Below are 16744 nucleotides of genomic sequence, written 5' to 3'. Positions count from 1 at the left end.
GCGGGAAGCATGTGCGTGTGGGAAGCGCGCTGGCGCGTGGATGGGTGCTTGCGGCCAGGACCGTTCGCGCGCCAGCGCACTTCCCACGCTAAACGGCGTGCTTGGAGTCAGTGGTTTACGTAGATTGGGTTGCCCAGGATCAGCAGCTTCCCATCCTGCGAACGGATGTCCACGCGCAGCCAGTGTGCCTTGCCGTCGCCGGTCCAGTCGAACGAGACCTTGCCGTCCGGAGGGATCGTCTGGCCTGCGCTGGCCAGCGGCGCGCCATCCACCGTGACGGCGACAACCTGGCCCTGCACCGCGTTGGTGTGCACGGCCACATGCAGCATTGCGCCGTTCGCCACCGGGATCGCGTCGCCCATGCCGGCCAGCGCGGTACCCGCGCTGGCGACGATCTCGAGCGAACGGTCGCGTGTCCCTTCCGCATCCACGAACACGTGCCCGGCGCGAATGCCGTCGAGGATGCCTTCCATGGAAAGTTCGTGTGCATGCACCACCGTGGTCGGCGTGCCGATCGTCCCGGCGAAGGCGTCGCGTGGATCGTCGGCGCCGATATGGCTGTCGCTGCCGCCGATGGCCGTGATGTGCAGACCCTCGTTCAGCTGCTTCTCCCAGAACGGTATGCCGGTATCGGCGCGTTGCGCATCGGTGCCGTTGATCGCTTCGATCGCCTGGAAGCCATGCATGTCCACCGGCTTCTTCGGGGTGAAGCCGCAACCCATGCAGGTTTCGTCGTTTGGCCGGCGCGGATGGTTGATCGAGATCACGCCGTGCGCACGGGCGACATCGGCCAGCAGGGCGTTCCAGTCCGGAACCTCCTTGCTGCCCACGCGGAAGTCCACCGTGCGGGAGACGCCGAACAGGTTGGCGTGTCCCTCGAACGTGGTGACCTCGCGGGCGGGGATCAGCAGCATCGTGTCGACATACGCCTGCATCTCCCGAAGCCCGGACACCTGCGACATCGTGTTGTGGTCGGACACCGCGATGAAGTCGAGGCCGCGTTTCGCCGCCGAGGTGACGGTGAGGAACAGCGGGCAAGGCACTTTCTTCGTCTTCGACAGGTTCAGGCAACCGCCGTCGCTGTGCGCCGAGTGCATGTGCAGGTCGCCGCGATACCAGCGGTCGTCCGTGGCAAGCGGCGTCGCGAGGCCGTGTTCCGGACCGAACCTTTCATCGTCGCGCGAAAGCCAGATCTTCGCGGTATAGGCGGCCTTCGAAGCGGGGCGGATGTTCGGTATGCCGAGCAGCAGGCGCCACTTGCCCGGCTCGATGGCGCCGGGCAGGTAGGAGGCCGTGGCGTCCGTGGCCGATACCGTGAAGCGCCGCTTGCCGCCGCCGCTCCAGCCACGGAATCCGTCCTGTGCCTCGAAGCCGCCCGGGCCCAGCAGCCCCAGGTCGATCGTGGTCCGTTCCTCGTGCCCGGTGTAATCGAAGTCGATCGTAATACGCGACGTGCCCTGGGGTACGTCGAACGGCAGTTCGCGATAGGTGTGCTGGTCCGCGCCGGACAGCTGGCCCCGAAGGACCAGGTCCGGCGCCCGCTCCGCCGCCACACCAGTGACGGCGAAGCAAAGGATCAGGATAGCGAGCAGCGCGCGCATCAGAACCGGTACATCGCGGCGAGGCGGAACGAGCGCCCGAGCAGCGGGCGGGCGATGAACGTATTCGCGCCCGCATCCGAACTCAGCAATTCGCCGGCACGCGGATTGCCCTCGGTCAGGCCCAGCGAGTTGGTGATGTTGTCGGCATAGAGGAACAAGGACAGCTGTTGCGTGGCATCGTAGCGGGCGCTGGCGCCGACCACGTGGTATGACGGCAGCACCACCGTGTTCGCGGTATCGACGTAGCGCTTGCCTTCGTGCTCGTACGACACCTGCAGGCGCAGGCGGCCGTCGAGCAGGTTGACGCCCGGCACGATGCGGTAGCTGACCTTCGGCACGCGGATGAGCTGGTTGTCGTCGTAGTCGCGCAGCACCGGCGCGTTGGCGACCACGTCGGTATAGCTCAGGCCCTTGTACTTCGGATCCTGCAGAGTGGCGTTGAACTGCACGTCGAACCACTTGGTCGGGTACAGCGTGCCTTCCAGTTCCAGGCCATAGGTCTTCGTGCTGGCGAAGCCGGTCTGCGGCGTGGAAGTGTTGCCGTTGCGGTCGAAGACGTTGTTGGTGAAGCTGACGTTGTCGTATTTCGTGTAGAAGGCCGTCGCGTACAGGTCCATGAAGCGGTCGCTGTACTTCCAACCGGCCTCGGCCAGGTCCATCGTCTGTAGCAGCGGCGTGGCTGTCGGGCTGGTGATGTAGGTGCTGAGGTTCGGCAAGCGGAAGGCCGAGGTCCAGCGGGCAAACAGGCCCTGGCGCGGCGAGAACTGCCAGTTCGCACCCAGGGTCCAGCCGGTCTTGTCGAACGACTGGTCGTAGTGGGTGAACACGCCGTTACCCGTGAGGACCGTGGTGGCCGCCGGTGAGCCGCCGATGTCGACGGTCTGCTTGCCTTCCGTATAACCCTGCACGTTGACCTTCTCGTAGCGAAGGCCGCCGTCGATGCGCAGCTCCGGGGTCACCTGCCACTCGTCGGAGGCGTAGAAGGCGTTGGTGTTGGACTTGCCGCTGGCGTGTTCCCACTCGTAGCCGTAGCGGTAGATGCCGTGATCGGTGAGCGAGCCAAGCACGTTGCCGTTCGCGTCCACACCCACCAGGTCGAGCACGCGGGCATTGTCGGTCGCGTCGGTCAGCATGGTCGACGAGTAGCGGTCGAAGTCCTGCTCGAAGTTCGCATGGTAATAGCCGAAGGTGACGTCGTGGCTCTGGTCGCCGAACTCGAACTTGCGCAGCACGCGCGTGTCGTTGATGAACTCGTCCACGGGCATGGTCACGCCACGCAGGCCTTCGGTCACCACCAGGCCGTTGCCGTTCTGGTTGGCCACGTTGAACACCTGCGAGGGGTTGTCCACGTAGCGGAACTGCAGGCCGGTGGCACCCGGGATGGCGGTGAGCCGCTTGGTGTCCTGGGCGATGAAGGAACTGGCGCTCTGCAGGGCGTTGGGGAACACGCCGTTGCGCTGCGTGTCGGTGGTGCTGTAACGCATCGACTCGGCCAGCTTCCAGTCGTCGCCGAGGTCGTGGTCGAACTTGAACGACACCTGCGTGCGCTTTACGTGGGTACCTTCGTCGTTGTCGAAGTTATAGAGGCTGCCGTCGCCCTTGCGCATCAGCACGTGCTCGGTCTCGGGGCCGGCGAGGGTGCCGTAGTTGCCGTTGAAGCCCGGTACCGGACGGATGTCGCCGTTGGCGTTCGTGCGCATCGGGATGCCGAGGTACAGGGCGACCTTGTCGTCCATATGCTTCACGTCGAAGCTGATGTCGCCATGCTCGAGTTCCTTCGACAGCGTGGCGCGCAACTGACCCCCATCGTCCGCGTGGAACTGCGGGCGGCGGATGCCATCGTCCACGCGCCAGAAGCCGCCGACGCCGAGCTTCCAGCCGCTGCCGATGGGCGTGCCGTACCAGAAATCGAGACGGTTCAGCGAGTAGTTGCCGACCGTGTACTTCACCAGGCCTTCCGGCGTGTCGCCGACCTTGCGCGGGATGAAGTTGATCGCACCGGCCGGCGCGTTCGAATAGAAGATCGACGAGGGGCCGCCGCGGACCACTTCGACGCGCTCGATCGTTTCGTCGAGGCGGAAGGCCTGGTCGGCGTTGAGATAACCCAGTGCGGGATCGTGTTGCACCGGAATGCCGTCTTCGAGCAGGGTGACCGAGCCGTAGCCGTCCACCGGGATGCCGCGCGCGCGTATGTTGCCCGAGGCTTCGCCGCCGGAGGACTCCACCCAGAAGCCCGGCACCGACTTCACCGCTTCGGTGACGCTGGTGGGGGCCTGCATGCGCAGACGGTCCTCGTCGATCGTGGTGATGGAATAGCTGGTTTCTGCCTTGGTGCGGGTCTCGACGCCAGAACGCGCGGTGACGACGACGTTGTCGAGGTCCGTCGTCTTCTTCTCGGGGTTGCTGTCCTGGGCCTGGGCGGCGGCGGAAACGAGGAACGCGCCTAGGAGCGCCGCGCGCACGGCGCGGCTGAGCAGGGTGTTACGCATGTTGGGTATCTTCCGGGGAAAGGGCTGCGCGCACCCTCCCCCCGGACCGTGCACGCTGTGCCGGCCCGCGGCCACTCCGTGGGTCCGCGACCCTCGGAAACTTATGCGTCAGCGATGACCGGATCGCTGAATTTTCATGACGGCCCTATTTCAATCGAGACAAATGGTCATCGGTGGCTCACGGCGTGATCACGCTCACAAAGCGAGCGCGATCACGATACCGAGCCACAGGGCCAATCCGACCCAGTTATTGTTGCGGAAGGCAGTGAGGCATGGCCCGCGCTCGCGGTCGCGCATGATCCATTGCTGGTAAGCGAACAGGCCGGTGGTCGCCGCCAGTCCGAGCCAGTACGGCCAGGCCAGGCCGGCCCGCGTTCCGACCAGCAGCATGGTGAGCAGGAAGGTGCCCATCAGCACGCCGATGATGACCAGGTCGGCATCGGCGAAAAGGATGGCGGTGGACTTGGCCCCGGCCTTGATGTCCTCGTCGCGGTCGACCATGGCGTATTCGGTGTCGTAGATCACCGACCAGAGGATGTTGCCGATGAACAGCAGCCATGCCAGGGGCGGCACCGTGTTCGTCACGGCCGCGAACGCCATGGGGATGGACCAGCCGAAGGCCGCGCCGAGCACCACCTGGGGCAGGTTCGTATAGCGCTTGCTGAAAGGATAGATGGCCGCCAGCGCCGCGCCCGCGAAGGAAAGCAGGATGGTGAGCCGGTTGGTGAAGAGCACCAGCAGGAAAGAGAACGCCAGCAGGCCGGCGAAGACATAAAGCGCCTCCCGCGGCGTGACCCTGCCGCTGGCGATGGGGCGTCCCGCCGTGCGCGCCACCTGCGGGTCGAGCCTGCGATCCGCATAGTCGTTGATGGCGCAACCGGCGGAGCGCATGGCGAAGACGCCAAGGGTGAAGATCACCAACGGGCCGATAGGCGGAAAGTCCTTCGCCGCCAGCCAGAGCGCCCACCAGGTCGGCCACATAAGGAGCAGTGCGCCGATGGGACGGTCCATCCGGGTGAGGACCAGGTAGGCGTGGATTTTTTCGCGGCGTGCCGCGGGCAGGCCCTTGAGCAGCATGGCGAGCACGCGCTCGGCGGTGGTCGAGGCATCGGCCGGACGTGCGACCGGCGGTGGCGCGGCCGGCTTGCGGCCGGCCGGGCCTGTTTTGCGGCGTGACGGTGTTTTACGGGATGCGGGACTCATCCATGAAGTCTAGCCGAGTGTCCGGATGGTCAGCGCTCCAGCGGCTCGATCGGATCGTCGTCGACCGGCGGCTCGGGATCGGCATCGCGTTCCGGCTTGTAATGGCCGGGCTGGCGGATTTCGTCTTCCGGGCGGTTCTTGCCCGGTTCGGCGATGGGCGGCTGCGGATTGGTGGGTGTGTACGGCATGGGGAAGCTACTCGGGTGGGGAGGAACTCCAACCTAGGCAGCGTGGAGTGAAACAGCCGGGTAGGTCCCGTAAAGCCGGGGTGGAGACGGGCGCCGTGCAGCCCGCTACGAGGCCTGCCAGGCGGTCTCCCCACGCGCACGCTCCGCGATATCGTTCGCAAGCTTGAGCAGGGCCTGGAACGCGACGAGCGACTCGGGTTCCGCCTCCCCAAAGCCGCCGAGGTCGGTGATCTCGATCACGTCGACGAGCTTCGCGGACTGTTTCACGATCTGCTCGAACGCCGCATCGTCGACGTCCACCGCGAGGGTCAGCCGCGACACGTCCGTGTCCCGCGTCGCCGCCACGATCAGCGACTCGATGTTGTAGCCGCGCGACGCGAACAGGCCGGCGACGCGAGCCAGCGCGCCGGCCTCGTTTTGCAAGAGCATGGAGATGAGGTGACGCATCGTCAGAACATTCCCGTGGGTTCGGCGGTCCGGGCCGCAGGCCGTTCGCGGCTCGGAATCCAGTCGCCGGTAATCATTTCCGCATAGGTCGCACCCGGGCCCACCATCGGGTAGACGCCGGCGTCCGGATCGATCACCACTTCGAGGAAGGCGGGCCCGTCGAAGGCGAGGAAGTCGGCGATGGTGGTCTCGATGGCCGCGGGATCGTCCAGCCGCCGGGCCCATTCGAAGCCGTCCGCCTGGGCGGCACGGACGAAATCCTTCTTGTGCAGGCTCTTGTCCGAGGCGGAGAAACGCCCCTTGAAGAAAAGCTTCTGCCATTGGCGGACCATGCCGTCGCCGCTGTTGTTCAGCACGACGATCTTCACCGGCAGGTTGTACGTGGTCACCGTTTCCAGCTCGCCGATATTCATGCGGATGCTGGCGTCGCCGTCGACGTCGATCACGATGCGGTCGCGCCGGGCGAACTGCGCGCCGATCGCCGCAGGGAGTCCGAAGCCCATCGTGCCCATGGCGCCGGAGGTGAGCCAATGGCGCGGTTCGCGGAAGTCGAAATACTGCGCAGCCCACATCTGGTGCTGGCCGACGCCGGTGGTGATGATGGCCCGGCCGTCGGTGCTGCGGTTTATCGCCTCGATGACGGCGCAGGGGTGGATGCTCGTGCCGTCGCGGCAGAAATCCATCGCGTGGTTGGTCTTCAGTGCGGCGATATGCGCGTGCCAGGCGACGTAGTCGCCGCGGATGCCCTTGGCCCTGCCGTACGCGGTCAGCCGTTCCAGCGACTGGTCGAGCGTACCCACATGGTGCCAGTCCACCGGCTTCACCTTGCCGATCTCGGCGGGATCGATGTCGATCTGCGCTATGGCTCGCGCCGCCGGCGCGAACTTTGCCGGCACGCCGACCACGCGATCGTCGAAGCGTGCGCCCAGGGCGAGCACGAAATCGCAGTCGTCCATCGCATAGTTGGCATACGCCGCACCGTGCATGCCGAGCATGTCCAGCGCGAGCGGGTCGGTGGTGTCGAACCCGCCGATACCCATCAAGGTGGTGACGACGGGAATGGCATGTTCGTGCGCGAAATCGCGCAGGGCCTCCGCCGCACCCGCTGACACCACGCCGCCGCCGGCATAGATCAGGGGGCGTTTCGCCTGGCCGAGAAGTTCGAAGAAACGTGCGCATGCCTCGTCGGGAATCGTCGCCGATTCCACGGCGTGCAGGCGGTTTCGATAGCCTCGCACCGGCAGTTCATGGCTGCCGTGGAACACGAGCGGAGCGTTCTGCACGTCCTTGGGGATGTCGATGACCACCGGTCCCGGGCGGCCGCTGCGGGCGATATGGAAAGCCGTGCGGAGCGTGGCTTCCAGGGTGGCCGGATCGGTCACGAGGAAGACGTGCTTCGCACACGAACCCATGATCGTGCTGATGGGCGCTTCCTGGAACGCGTCCGTGCCGATCGCCGCGGTCGGCACCTGTCCGCAGACCACTACCAGGGGGATGGAGTCGGCCATCGAATCGCGCACGGGTGTCACCGCATTGGTCGCGCCCGGTCCGGACGTGACCAGCGCCACGCCGACCCGGCCCGACGCGCGGGCATAACCCGCAGCCATGAAGCAAGCGCCCTGCTCGTTGGCGGGAACGATCAGCGGCATCGGTTCGCCGCCGTCGTCCCGCGGATGTGCCGCGTTGTAACGGAATACCGCGTCGTAGACCGGAAGGATGGCGCCGCCGGAATAGCCGAAGAGGACATCGAGACCTTCGTCGGCGAGTACCTGCACGACGATGTCCGCGCCGGTCAGGGTCTGACCGGCCAGGGGATGCTTCGAATGAGGGCGAATGTCGCCGACGGTGTCCAGTTGAGCGTTCACGGTATGTCGTTGTCCTCTGTTACGCACAAGCGATCGGTGTAGGAGCGCGCCGCGCGCGCGACATCTTTTCGCCCCGGTCGGTAAGCTCGCGCGCCAGCTCCGGGCCACGGCCTCAACACATGTCGCGCGCAGGGCGCGCTCCTACATTCGAACCCAGGGTCACTCGGCCTTCGCGGGTTCCGGGGCCGCCTTCGGCTGGCTGGCCGCGAGCCACGGCATGCGTGCACGCAAGCGCGCGCCGACCTTCTCGATCGGGTGCTCGAGGTCGCGCTGCTTGAACGCCTTGTAGTTCGGCAGGCCTGCCTGGTACTCGGCCGTCCATTCGCGGGCGAAGGTGCCGTCCTGGATCTCCCTGAGCACGGTCTTCATGCGTTCCTTCGTGCCCTCGTCGACCACGCGCGGGCCACGGGTGTAATCGCCGTACTGCGCCGTCTCCGAGATGAACTCGAGCATGCGCGCGATGCCGCCTTCATAGAACAGGTCCACGATGAGCTTCAGTTCGTGCATGACCTCGTAGTAGGCGATCTCCGGACGGTAGCCTGCTTCCACGAGCGTCTCGAAGCCCTTGATGACGAGTTCGGACGCGCCGCCGCAAAGCACGGCCTGCTCGCCGAACAGGTCGGTTTCGGTTTCTTCCTTGAAGTCTGTTTCGATCAACATGGCGCGAGCGCCGCCGATCCCTGCAGCGTAGGCCGTGGCGCGCTCGGTGGCCTTGCCGGTGGTGTCCTGGTGCACGGCGTAGAGGCAGGGCACGCCGCGGCCGATCTCGTATTCGCGGCGGACCAGCGCGCCCGGGCCCTTCGGCGCGACCAGCACCACGTCGATGTCGGCACGTGGCTGGATTTGCCCGAAGTGCACGTTGAAGCCGTGCGCGAAGAGCAGGGTGGCGCCGGGCTTCATGTTCGCTTCGATGGCGTCCTTGTAGATGCCGGGCTGGGTCATGTCCGGCGTCAGCACGGCGACGAGGTCCGCACCGCGCACGGCATCGGCGGGCTCGGCCACGGCGAAGCCGTCGACGTACGCGCGGCTCCAGGAGGGGCCGCCGGGGCGAAGGCCGACCACGACGTCGAGGCCGGAGTCCTTCAGGTTGAGCGCATGGGCGCGGCCCTGGCTTCCGTAGCCGAGGACGGCGATGCGGGCGTTCCGCAGGGGGGCGGTGGTGGCTTGGGTATCGGTCACGGGTTGTCTCCTCGAATATGCCAACAATGGATGGAGCGTCGTTTGTTTGTAGGAGCGCGCCTCGCGCGCGACATCTTTTCGCGATCACGTCGCAGGACCTGTCGCTCTTCGCGAAAAGCTGTCGCGCGCGAGGGGCGCGCTCCTACAGATCAGTTGCCTATGAGTTCCTGGGTAAGGTCTTCGTCTTTGAATTCGCGTGCCTGCGTTACGACCACGGGTGCATCGTCGAACGCCTGGGTGACCGCGCCTTCGGCGGCGGAGCCGACGAGGCGGGCGTACTTGGCGAGGACGCCGCGGGTGACCTTCGGCGTTGCCGGCCGCCACGCGGCGCGGCGCGACGCGAGGTCGGCGTCGGTACGGAGTTCGCGCGTGGATGCGTCGATGAAGACCGCATCGCCCTCGCGCAGCAGGCCGATGGGTCCGCCGCGCGCCGCCTCGGGCGCGATGTGCCCGACCATGAAACCGTGCGTCGCTCCGCTGAAGCGGCCATCGGTGATCAGCGCGACGTCGTTGCCCAGCCCCCGGCCGACGAGCGCCGCCGTCACGGCCAGCATCTCGCGCATGCCGGGGCCTCCCGCGGGGCCCTCGTTGCGGATCACCACGACATCGCCGGCGCGGATGCGACCCGCCTGCACCGCGGCGAACGCAGCTTCCTCGCTTTCGAACACGCGCGCCGGGCCGGCATGGCTCGTGCGGCCGTGCCCGGCGAGTTTCAGGATGCAGCCTTCCGGCGAGAGGTTGCCGTAAAGGATGCTGTACCCGCCGCGCGGCTTGAACGCATTGTCGACCGGCCGGACCACCTGCTGGCCCTCGGTGGCGGCGGGTGCCGCATCGAGTTCGGCAAACAGGCTGCGCCCGGTGACCGTCTGCGTATCCGCGATCAGCCCGGCCTTGCGCAGTTCGCGCGCCACGAGGGCCGTCCCGCCGGCGGCGGTGAGTTCCACCGCGCTGAAGCGTCCGCCTGGCTTCAGGTCGGCGATCACCGGCGTGTGTGCCGAGGCGGGCTCGAAGTCCTCGATGGAAAGCGGCACCCGCGCCTCGTTCGCCATCGCCAGCAGGTGCAGCACGGCGTTCGTGGATCCGGCCGTGGCAGCGACCATGCGCGCGGCGTTATCGAACGCCGTGCGGGTCATCACGTCGCGCGGCCTGCGATTCGCTTCCAGGCAGGCCATGGCGAGTTCGCCGCAGCGGTAGGCGGCATCGCGCTTCGCCGGATCGGTGGCGGGGATGTCGTTGAAGCCCAGCGGTGACAAGCCGAGCGTGGTCAGCACCATCGCCATGGTATTGGCGGTGAACTGGCCCCCGCATGCGCCCGCGCCCGGACAGGCATGCCGTTCGACGTCGTCGAGTTCGGCGTCGTCGATCTTCCCGGCCCCGTGGGCGCCGACGGCTTCGAACACTTCCTGCACGGTGATCGGACAGCCGTTGCGGCTGCCGTGGGCGATGCTTCCGCCATAGAGCGCCACGCCCGGAATGTTCAGCCGGGCCAGGGCCATCGCGGCGGCGGGAATGGTCTTGTCGCAGCCGCACAGCACCACCATCGCGTCGAGGCAGTGGCCGTCCACGGCGAGTTCGATGGAGTCCGCGATCAGTTCGCGGCTCACCAGCGACGAGCGCATGCCCGGCGTGCCCATGGCGATGCCGTCGGTGACCGCGATGGTGTTGAATTCCACCGGCGTGCCGCCGGCCGCGCGTACGCCTTCGGCAGCCGCCTCGGCCAGTTCGCGCAGGTTGAGGTTGCACGGCGAGACGTTCGACCAGCTGTGCACGATGGCGACCATCGGCCTGGCGATGGCGTCGTCGTCGAGGCCGGTGGCGCGCAGCATCGCGCGGGCGGGCGCGCGGTCGGGACCGGTCTTGATCGCATCGCTGCGCAGCGTGCGGATGGGAATGCTTTTCGTGGTCATGCGGCCTCCGCTTTGGCGGTGCAGGCATCGAGGACGGCGCGGGTCACGGCGTGCGTCGTCGCACTGCCGCCGAGGTCGCGGGTGAGGTCGGCGTGCTCGAGCACGTGGTCGACCGCGGCTTCCACCACAGCGGCCTCCTCGGGAAGACCGAGCGAATGGCGCAGCAGCATCGCGGCCGAGAGGATCGTGCCGAGCGGATTGGCCAGGGACTTCCCGGCGATGTCCGGCGCCGAGCCATGGATCGGCTCGTATACGCCCGCACCGGGGCCACCAATGGACGCCGAGGGCGACAGCCCCAGCGATCCGGCCAGCACCGACGCTTCATCGGTGAGGATGTCGCCGAACATGTTCTCGGTGACGATCACGTCGTAATCGGCGGGGCGGGTGAGCAGGTGCATCGCCATGGAATCGACCAGCTGGTGTTCCAGCTCGACGTCCGGATAATCGGCGGCGACCCGCGATGCGACCGAGCGCCAGAGGCGCGAGGTTTCCAGCACGTTGGCCTTGTCCACCGAGGTGACCTTGCGGCGCCGGGTGCGCGCCAAGTCGAACGCGTGGCGCAGCACGCGCTCGACTTCCTCGACGCTGTACCGGCATTCGTCGGTGGCGTCCGTCTCACTGCGCGTTTTCGCGCCGAAGTAGATGCCGCCGGTGAGCTCGCGGATGAACACCAGGTCCACGCCCTTGGTGCGTTCAGCCTTCAGCGGCGAGAGCGCCGCAGTGCGCGGATGCAGCTTCAGGGGACGCACGTTGGCGAACACGCCGAGCAGCTTGCGCATCGCGAGAAGGCCCTGTTCGGGCCGGACCTTCGCGTTCGGATCCGACCACTTCGGACCGCCCACGGCGCCGAGCAGGATGGCGTCCGACGCCAGCAACGCCTCGCGGGTCGCCGGCGGCAGGGGATCGCCGAAGCGGTCGATGGCGTCGCCGCCTATGGCGTGCTCGGCGAAGGTGAAGTCGTGCCCGAAGCGCTTCGCGACCTCGCGCAGCACGGCCACGCCGGCGGCGGCCACTTCGGGACCGATGCCGTCACCGGGGAGTACGACGATCGAAGCCTTCATGCGGCATCCTCCATGCGTTGTTCGTAGGCGGCGATGGCGGTTTCCTGCTGCAGCAGGAAGCCGAGCTGGTCCACGCCGTTCAGCAGGCAGTGCCGCGAGAAGGCGTCCAGGTCGAAGTGGACCGCGCCGCCGTCGGGGAGCCGGATGACGCCCTCGGCGATGTCGATGCGCAGCTCCACGCCGGGGTTGTCGAGCAGCCAGCGGTGCTCGGCTTCGCTGACGACGATGGCGACGAGACCGTTCTTCAGCGCGTTGCCGCGGAAGATGTCCGCGATCTCGCTGGAGATGACCGCGCGGATGCCGTAGTCGAGCAGGGCCCACGGCGCATGCTCGCGCGACGAACCGCAGCCGAAGTTATGCCCGGCGACCAGGATGCTGCAGCCACGCGCCTGCGGCTGGTTCAGCGGGAACGCGGGATCGTCGCTGCCGTCGGCGGCGTAGCGCCAGTCTTCGAAGCAATGCTTGCCGAGACCGGTGCGCTCGGTGGTCGTGAGGAACCGCGCCGGGATGATCCGGTCGGTGTCGATATTTTCATGGCGCAGCACCGCCGTGCGGGAATGCACGTAGGCGAGCGGGCGGCTGGACTGACTCATGCGGCGGCTTCCTGTTTCATGTATTCGCGAGGGTCGGCGACCCGGCCGGCGACGGCGGAAGCCGCGGCGACCAGCGGGCTGGCCAGCACGGTGCGTGCCCCCTTGCCCTGGCGACCTTCGAAGTTGCGATTGCTGGTGGCGACGACGAGCTGTCCCGGCTGGGCCAGATCGCCGTTCATGGCGATGCACATCGAGCAGCCCGGCTGGCGCCACTCGGCGCCGGCAGCGAGGAACACCTCGTGCAGGCCTTCGCGCTCCGCATCGCGGCGCACCTGTTCCGAGCCGGGGACCACGAGCATGCGCACGCCGCTGGCGACGCGGCGCCCGCGCAGGATCCCCGCCGCGGCACGCAGGTCGGAAAGACGGCCGTTGGTGCAACTGCCGATGAATACGACATCCACCGCTTCGCCGGCGATCGGCTTGCCGGCCGTGACCTTCATGTAGTCGAGCGCGCGCTGTTCGATCGCATCCGCCGCGGCAGGCACCGGTGCGTGGATGGGCACGACCATGCCGGGGTGCGTGCCATAGGTGACGGACGGCTGGATGGCGGAGGCGTCGATGCGCACCTCACGGTCGTACACCGCGCCTTCGTCACTGGGCAGGGTGCGCCAATAGGTGAGGGCGCGTTCCCACGCCTCGCCCTTCGGCACGCGGTCGCGGCCGGCCAGCCAGGCAAAGGTCGTCTCGTCGGGAGCGATGAGCCCCGCACGCGCCCCCGCTTCGATGGACATGTTGCATACCGTCATGCGCTCTTCCATCGACAGCGCGCGGATCGCCTCGCCGGTGTACTCGAGCACGTGGCCGGTGCCGCCGCCGATACCGATCTTCCCGATGATGTGCAGGATCAGGTCCTTGGCGGTGACCCCGTCCTGCAGCGCGCCGTCGACGTGGATGGCGAAGGATTTCGGCTTGCGTTGCAGCAGGCATTGCGTGGCCAGCACGTGGCCGACCTCGGTGGTGCCGATGCCGAAGGCCAGGGCACCGAAGGCACCGTGAGTGGCGGTGTGGCTGTCGCCGCACACGATGGTCATGCCGGGCTGCGTGGCACCGACTTCCGGGCCCGCGACGTGGACGATGCCGCGCTGCGGGCTGTCCCAGCCCATGAGGTCGATGCCGAACTCGCGCACGTTGGCCTCGAGCTTTGCCACCTGCGCCTCGGCTTCCTTCGTGTAATAGGGGCGCTTGCCGTCGGCATCCGGCGGAAGCGTGGGCGTGGAGTGGTCCAGCGTTGCCAGCGTGCGGTCGGGACGGCGCACCCGCAGGCCGCGGCTGCGCAGTTCGTCGAAGGCCTGCGGCGACGTGACTTCGTGCACCATGTGCAGGTCGATGTAGAGCACGCCGGGCGTGCTTTCCGTTTCGGCCTTCACCTGATGGGCGTCCCACAGCTTGTCGAACAAGGTACGCGCGCTCATGCGGCGGCCCTCCCTGCGGTCGCGTCTTCGACCGGCGTCAGCCAGCCCCAGCGATCCTCGGTGCGCCCGTCGAACAGGCCGAAGAAATCCTGCTGCAATTGCCGTGTGACGGGGCCGGGACGGCCGCTGCCCACGGGCTTGCGGTCCACCGAGCGGACGGCGGTGACTTCCGCGGCCGTGCCGGTCATGAAAACCTCGTCGGCGAAGTAGAGCATTTCGCGCGGCAGCGACTGCTCGACCACGGTGTAGCCGCGCTCGCGAGCCAGCGTAAGCACCGTATCGCGGGTGATGCCGCAGAGGATCGAAGAGGCGGCAGGGGGTGTATGGATCACGCCCTTGCGCACGACGAACAGATTCTCGCCCGCGCCTTCGCTCAGCAGGCCGTCCGTACCCAGCGCGATGCCTTCGGCGTAGCCGCCGTTCACCGCCTCGCGTGCGATCAGCTGGCTGTTGAGGTAGTTGCCGCCTGCCTTCGCGCCGCTGGGATAAGTATTCGGCGCCGCGCGGTTCCAGGACGACACGCAGACGTCGACCCCTTTCTCGATGGCCTCGGCACCGTGATAGGCGCCCCAGGGCAGGGCGATGACGGCGACGTCGACCGCCGTGTCCAGCGACGGCGCGAGGCTGAAGGTGAAGCCGCTGCGGAACACGATCGGCCGTACATAAGCCGACTGCAGGCCGTTGGCGACGATTACCTCGCGGCAGGCGCGGTTGATCGTGGCGGCGTCGTACGGCATGACGAGGTCGTACACGCGCGCCGAGTGGAACAGACGCTCGGTGTGTTCTTCCAAGCGGAAATAGCGCGCCCCGTCCGGCGTGGCGTAGACGCGTACACCTTCGAAAACGGAGGAGCCGTAGTGCAGCGCATGCGCGCCCACGTGGGTGGTGGCGTCGGCCCAGGCCTTGATGCGGCCGTTGTGCCAGAGATGCGTCGGAGCTTCCATGGTCCCTCCTTCAGGGCTGGACCGCGACAGCGGTCAGGTGGTGGTTCTGGTGCTTGTCCATCAGCGCGATCAGGTCATCGTTGGTGATCGAACGCTGCTTGTCTGTAAGGTTCTTGAAGCTCTCGAAGACGGCATCGAGCGTGGGTTCGTCGACTTCGAACTCCAGGTCGATCAGGCGCTGGCGCAAGGCGTGGCGGCCCGAGTGCTTGCCGAGTACCAGCGAGGTTTTCGCGCCTACGTCCTGCGGCCGCATGATTTCGTAGGTGCCGCGATGGTTGAGCATGCCGTGCTGGTGGATGCCGGACTCGTGGGCGAAGGCGTTGTCGCCGACGATTGCCTTGTTGCGCGGAACGGCTTGTCCGGTGACCTCGGCGAGCAGGCGCGAGGTGGGGAAGAGTTTCTGCGTGACGATGCCGGTATCCACGCGGAACAGGGGCTGGCGCGTGCGCAGCGCCATCACCACCTCCTCGAGCGCCGCGTTGCCCGCGCGCTCGCCGATGCCGTTGATCGTGCACTCGACCTGCCGCGCGCCTGCCGCGATGGCGGCGAGGCTGTTGGCCACGGCCATGCCGAGGTCGTCGTGGCAATGCGTGGAGAACACGATCTTCTCCGCCCCGCGCACGCTTTTGCGCAGGTAGGTGAACATGGCATGGATCTCGGAGGGGGTGACATAACCGACGGTGTCGGGAGCGTTGAGCACGCTGGCGCCGGCTTCGACGGCGACCGAGAAGACCTCGGCGAGGAAATCGGGCTCCGTGCGGAGGGCGTCTTCGGCGGAGAATTCGACTTCGTGGGCCAGGGCCGTGGCACGCCGGACGGCGGCGGCGGCGATATCGATGACTTCCTGCTTGCTCTTGCGGAGCTTGTGTTCCCGGTGCAGGGGAGAGGTGGAGAGGAACAGGTGGATCCGTGAACGCCTGGCGCCTTGCAGCGCCTTGCCCGCACTGTCTATGTCGATGTCCTGACATCGGGCCAGTGCGGCGATCGTGGGCGCTGTCAGCGTTCTCGCGATCTCCGCCACGGCGGCGAAATCGTCGGGCGAGGCCTGCGGGAACCCAGCCTCGATGATGTCGACGCCCAGATCCTCCAGGGCGTGCGCCATGCGCAGTTTGGCGCGCCGGTCCATCGAGAAGCCGGGGGCCTGCTCGCCGTCGCGCAAGGTGGTGTCGAAGATGCGCACGCGCCCGCCTACGTCGCTGTCGACGTCGTCGGTGCTGCCCTGGTGTACTGGATTCATGTCTGGCTCCGCTCGTGAATGAGGCGGGCCGGGCAGTAAAAAACCCCGCATCCGTTACCGGGTGCGGGGTTCTTTGGGAGTCTTCAGGTTTCTTCTTATTTCACCTGGACACTTGCCCTCAGCCCGCACCTCCGCAGGTAATAAGTACAAGGTTAATAAGAAGGAGGCCGCTGCCGAGACGCAGCTCACCGCTGACCGAGGTAAGTCGGTTCAGGGCAAAGCGGCCATGGGTGTTGCGCTGCGTCATGTAGTCGACCGTATGCCACTCCGCCGAAGGGTGTCAACACTTTCGTGAGAAACTTTATTCCTAGGACGTCTGGACGGCCAAACGAAACCGCAGTGGTTCGCAGCGCGCGGCGGCGCGGATACTGGGTATCGTCCAAGTGGTATGGCGACAGCAGTCCTTGTAGGAGCGCGCCTGCGCGCGACGGCTTTTCGCGTCGGTTGGCCCGCTGGCGCGTGCCCATGTTCTAAGCGGCTTCGCCGCACCTCGCCGGCTCGGCATTCGCCATCGCATTTTGCTTGGGCGTGGCGGCGGGTCGCCGGCGCCTGCCGTTTTTCTCGCTAAGTCCTCGTCCGGCCTACGCCTCCCTGCGGAATCGCTCCAAAAACGGCAGC

At 67.1% G+C, this 16744-nt stretch carries 13 protein-coding genes; all 13 read right to left on the bottom strand.

Annotated features, from left to right (window positions below; all coding sequences use genetic code 11):
- Positions 1-107 precede the first annotated feature (107 nt).
- Complete coding sequence (locus tag ACR9ZH_RS11460) at positions 108-1601, bottom strand: CehA/McbA family metallohydrolase (RefSeq protein ID WP_481290876.1); 1494 nt, start codon at positions 1599-1601, stop codon at positions 108-110.
- Complete coding sequence (locus ACR9ZH_RS11455) at positions 1601-4090, bottom strand: TonB-dependent receptor (protein WP_481290875.1); 2490 nt, start codon at positions 4088-4090, stop codon at positions 1601-1603. The genes ACR9ZH_RS11460 and ACR9ZH_RS11455 overlap by 1 nt, the downstream gene beginning before the upstream one ends.
- A gap of 195 nt (positions 4091-4285) precedes the next feature.
- Entirely contained in the window at positions 4286-5167 is an 882-nt protein-coding gene (gene ubiA, locus ACR9ZH_RS11450; RefSeq protein ID WP_481290904.1) for a 4-hydroxybenzoate octaprenyltransferase, read from the bottom strand.
- A 155-nt stretch (positions 5168-5322) separates the two neighbouring features.
- Positions 5323-5481 carry a hypothetical protein gene (locus ACR9ZH_RS11445; RefSeq protein ID WP_481290874.1) on the bottom strand — a complete coding sequence of 53 codons (159 nt, stop codon included), beginning with the start codon at positions 5479-5481 and terminating at the stop codon, positions 5323-5325.
- Between the two features lie 105 nt (positions 5482-5586).
- Positions 5587-5928, bottom strand: a complete 342-nt coding sequence (gene ilvN, locus ACR9ZH_RS11440; RefSeq protein WP_481290873.1) for an acetolactate synthase small subunit — start codon at positions 5926-5928, stop codon at positions 5587-5589.
- Between the two features lie 2 nt (positions 5929-5930).
- Positions 5931-7793 (bottom strand): biosynthetic-type acetolactate synthase large subunit, encoded by a 1863-nt coding sequence (ilvB, locus tag ACR9ZH_RS11435; RefSeq protein WP_481290872.1) that lies wholly within the window; start codon positions 7791-7793, stop codon positions 5931-5933.
- Positions 7794-7952: 159 nt separating this feature from the next.
- A complete protein-coding gene (ilvC, locus tag ACR9ZH_RS11430; RefSeq protein WP_481290871.1) occupies positions 7953-8972 on the bottom strand; it encodes a ketol-acid reductoisomerase in 1020 nt (339 codons plus the stop codon).
- 149 nt (positions 8973-9121) lie between these two features.
- Positions 9122-10849 (bottom strand): dihydroxy-acid dehydratase, encoded by a 1728-nt coding sequence (gene ilvD, locus ACR9ZH_RS11425; RefSeq protein ID WP_481290903.1) that lies wholly within the window; start codon positions 10847-10849, stop codon positions 9122-9124.
- A gap of 26 nt (positions 10850-10875) precedes the next feature.
- Positions 10876-11940, bottom strand: coding sequence for a 3-isopropylmalate dehydrogenase (gene leuB / locus ACR9ZH_RS11420; RefSeq protein WP_481290870.1), 1065 nt, complete (start codon positions 11938-11940; stop codon positions 10876-10878).
- Complete coding sequence (leuD, locus tag ACR9ZH_RS11415; protein ID WP_481290869.1) at positions 11937-12533, bottom strand: 3-isopropylmalate dehydratase small subunit; 597 nt, start codon at positions 12531-12533, stop codon at positions 11937-11939. Before leuD ends, leuB begins: the two co-directional genes overlap by 4 nt.
- Positions 12530-13945, bottom strand: a complete 1416-nt coding sequence (gene leuC, locus ACR9ZH_RS11410; RefSeq protein ID WP_481290868.1) for a 3-isopropylmalate dehydratase large subunit — start codon at positions 13943-13945, stop codon at positions 12530-12532. The genes leuD and leuC overlap by 4 nt, the downstream gene beginning before the upstream one ends.
- The gene (locus tag ACR9ZH_RS11405; protein ID WP_481290867.1) at positions 13942-14889 is read right to left on the bottom strand and encodes a branched-chain amino acid transaminase; all 948 of its coding nucleotides are present in this window, start codon (positions 14887-14889) and stop codon (positions 13942-13944) included. The genes leuC and ACR9ZH_RS11405 overlap by 4 nt, the downstream gene beginning before the upstream one ends.
- 10 nt (positions 14890-14899) lie before the next feature.
- Positions 14900-16126: a 2-isopropylmalate synthase gene (locus ACR9ZH_RS11400; RefSeq protein ID WP_481290866.1), complete on the bottom strand. Its 1227-nt coding sequence runs from the start codon at positions 16124-16126 to the stop codon at positions 14900-14902.
- Positions 16127-16744: the final 618 nt, after the last annotated feature.

It is taken from the genome of Luteibacter sp. SVR4-7G (genome assembly GCF_056755555.1).
Note: the sequence above shows the minus strand (reverse complement) of the source record. Positions and strands in the feature narration are given on the sequence as shown.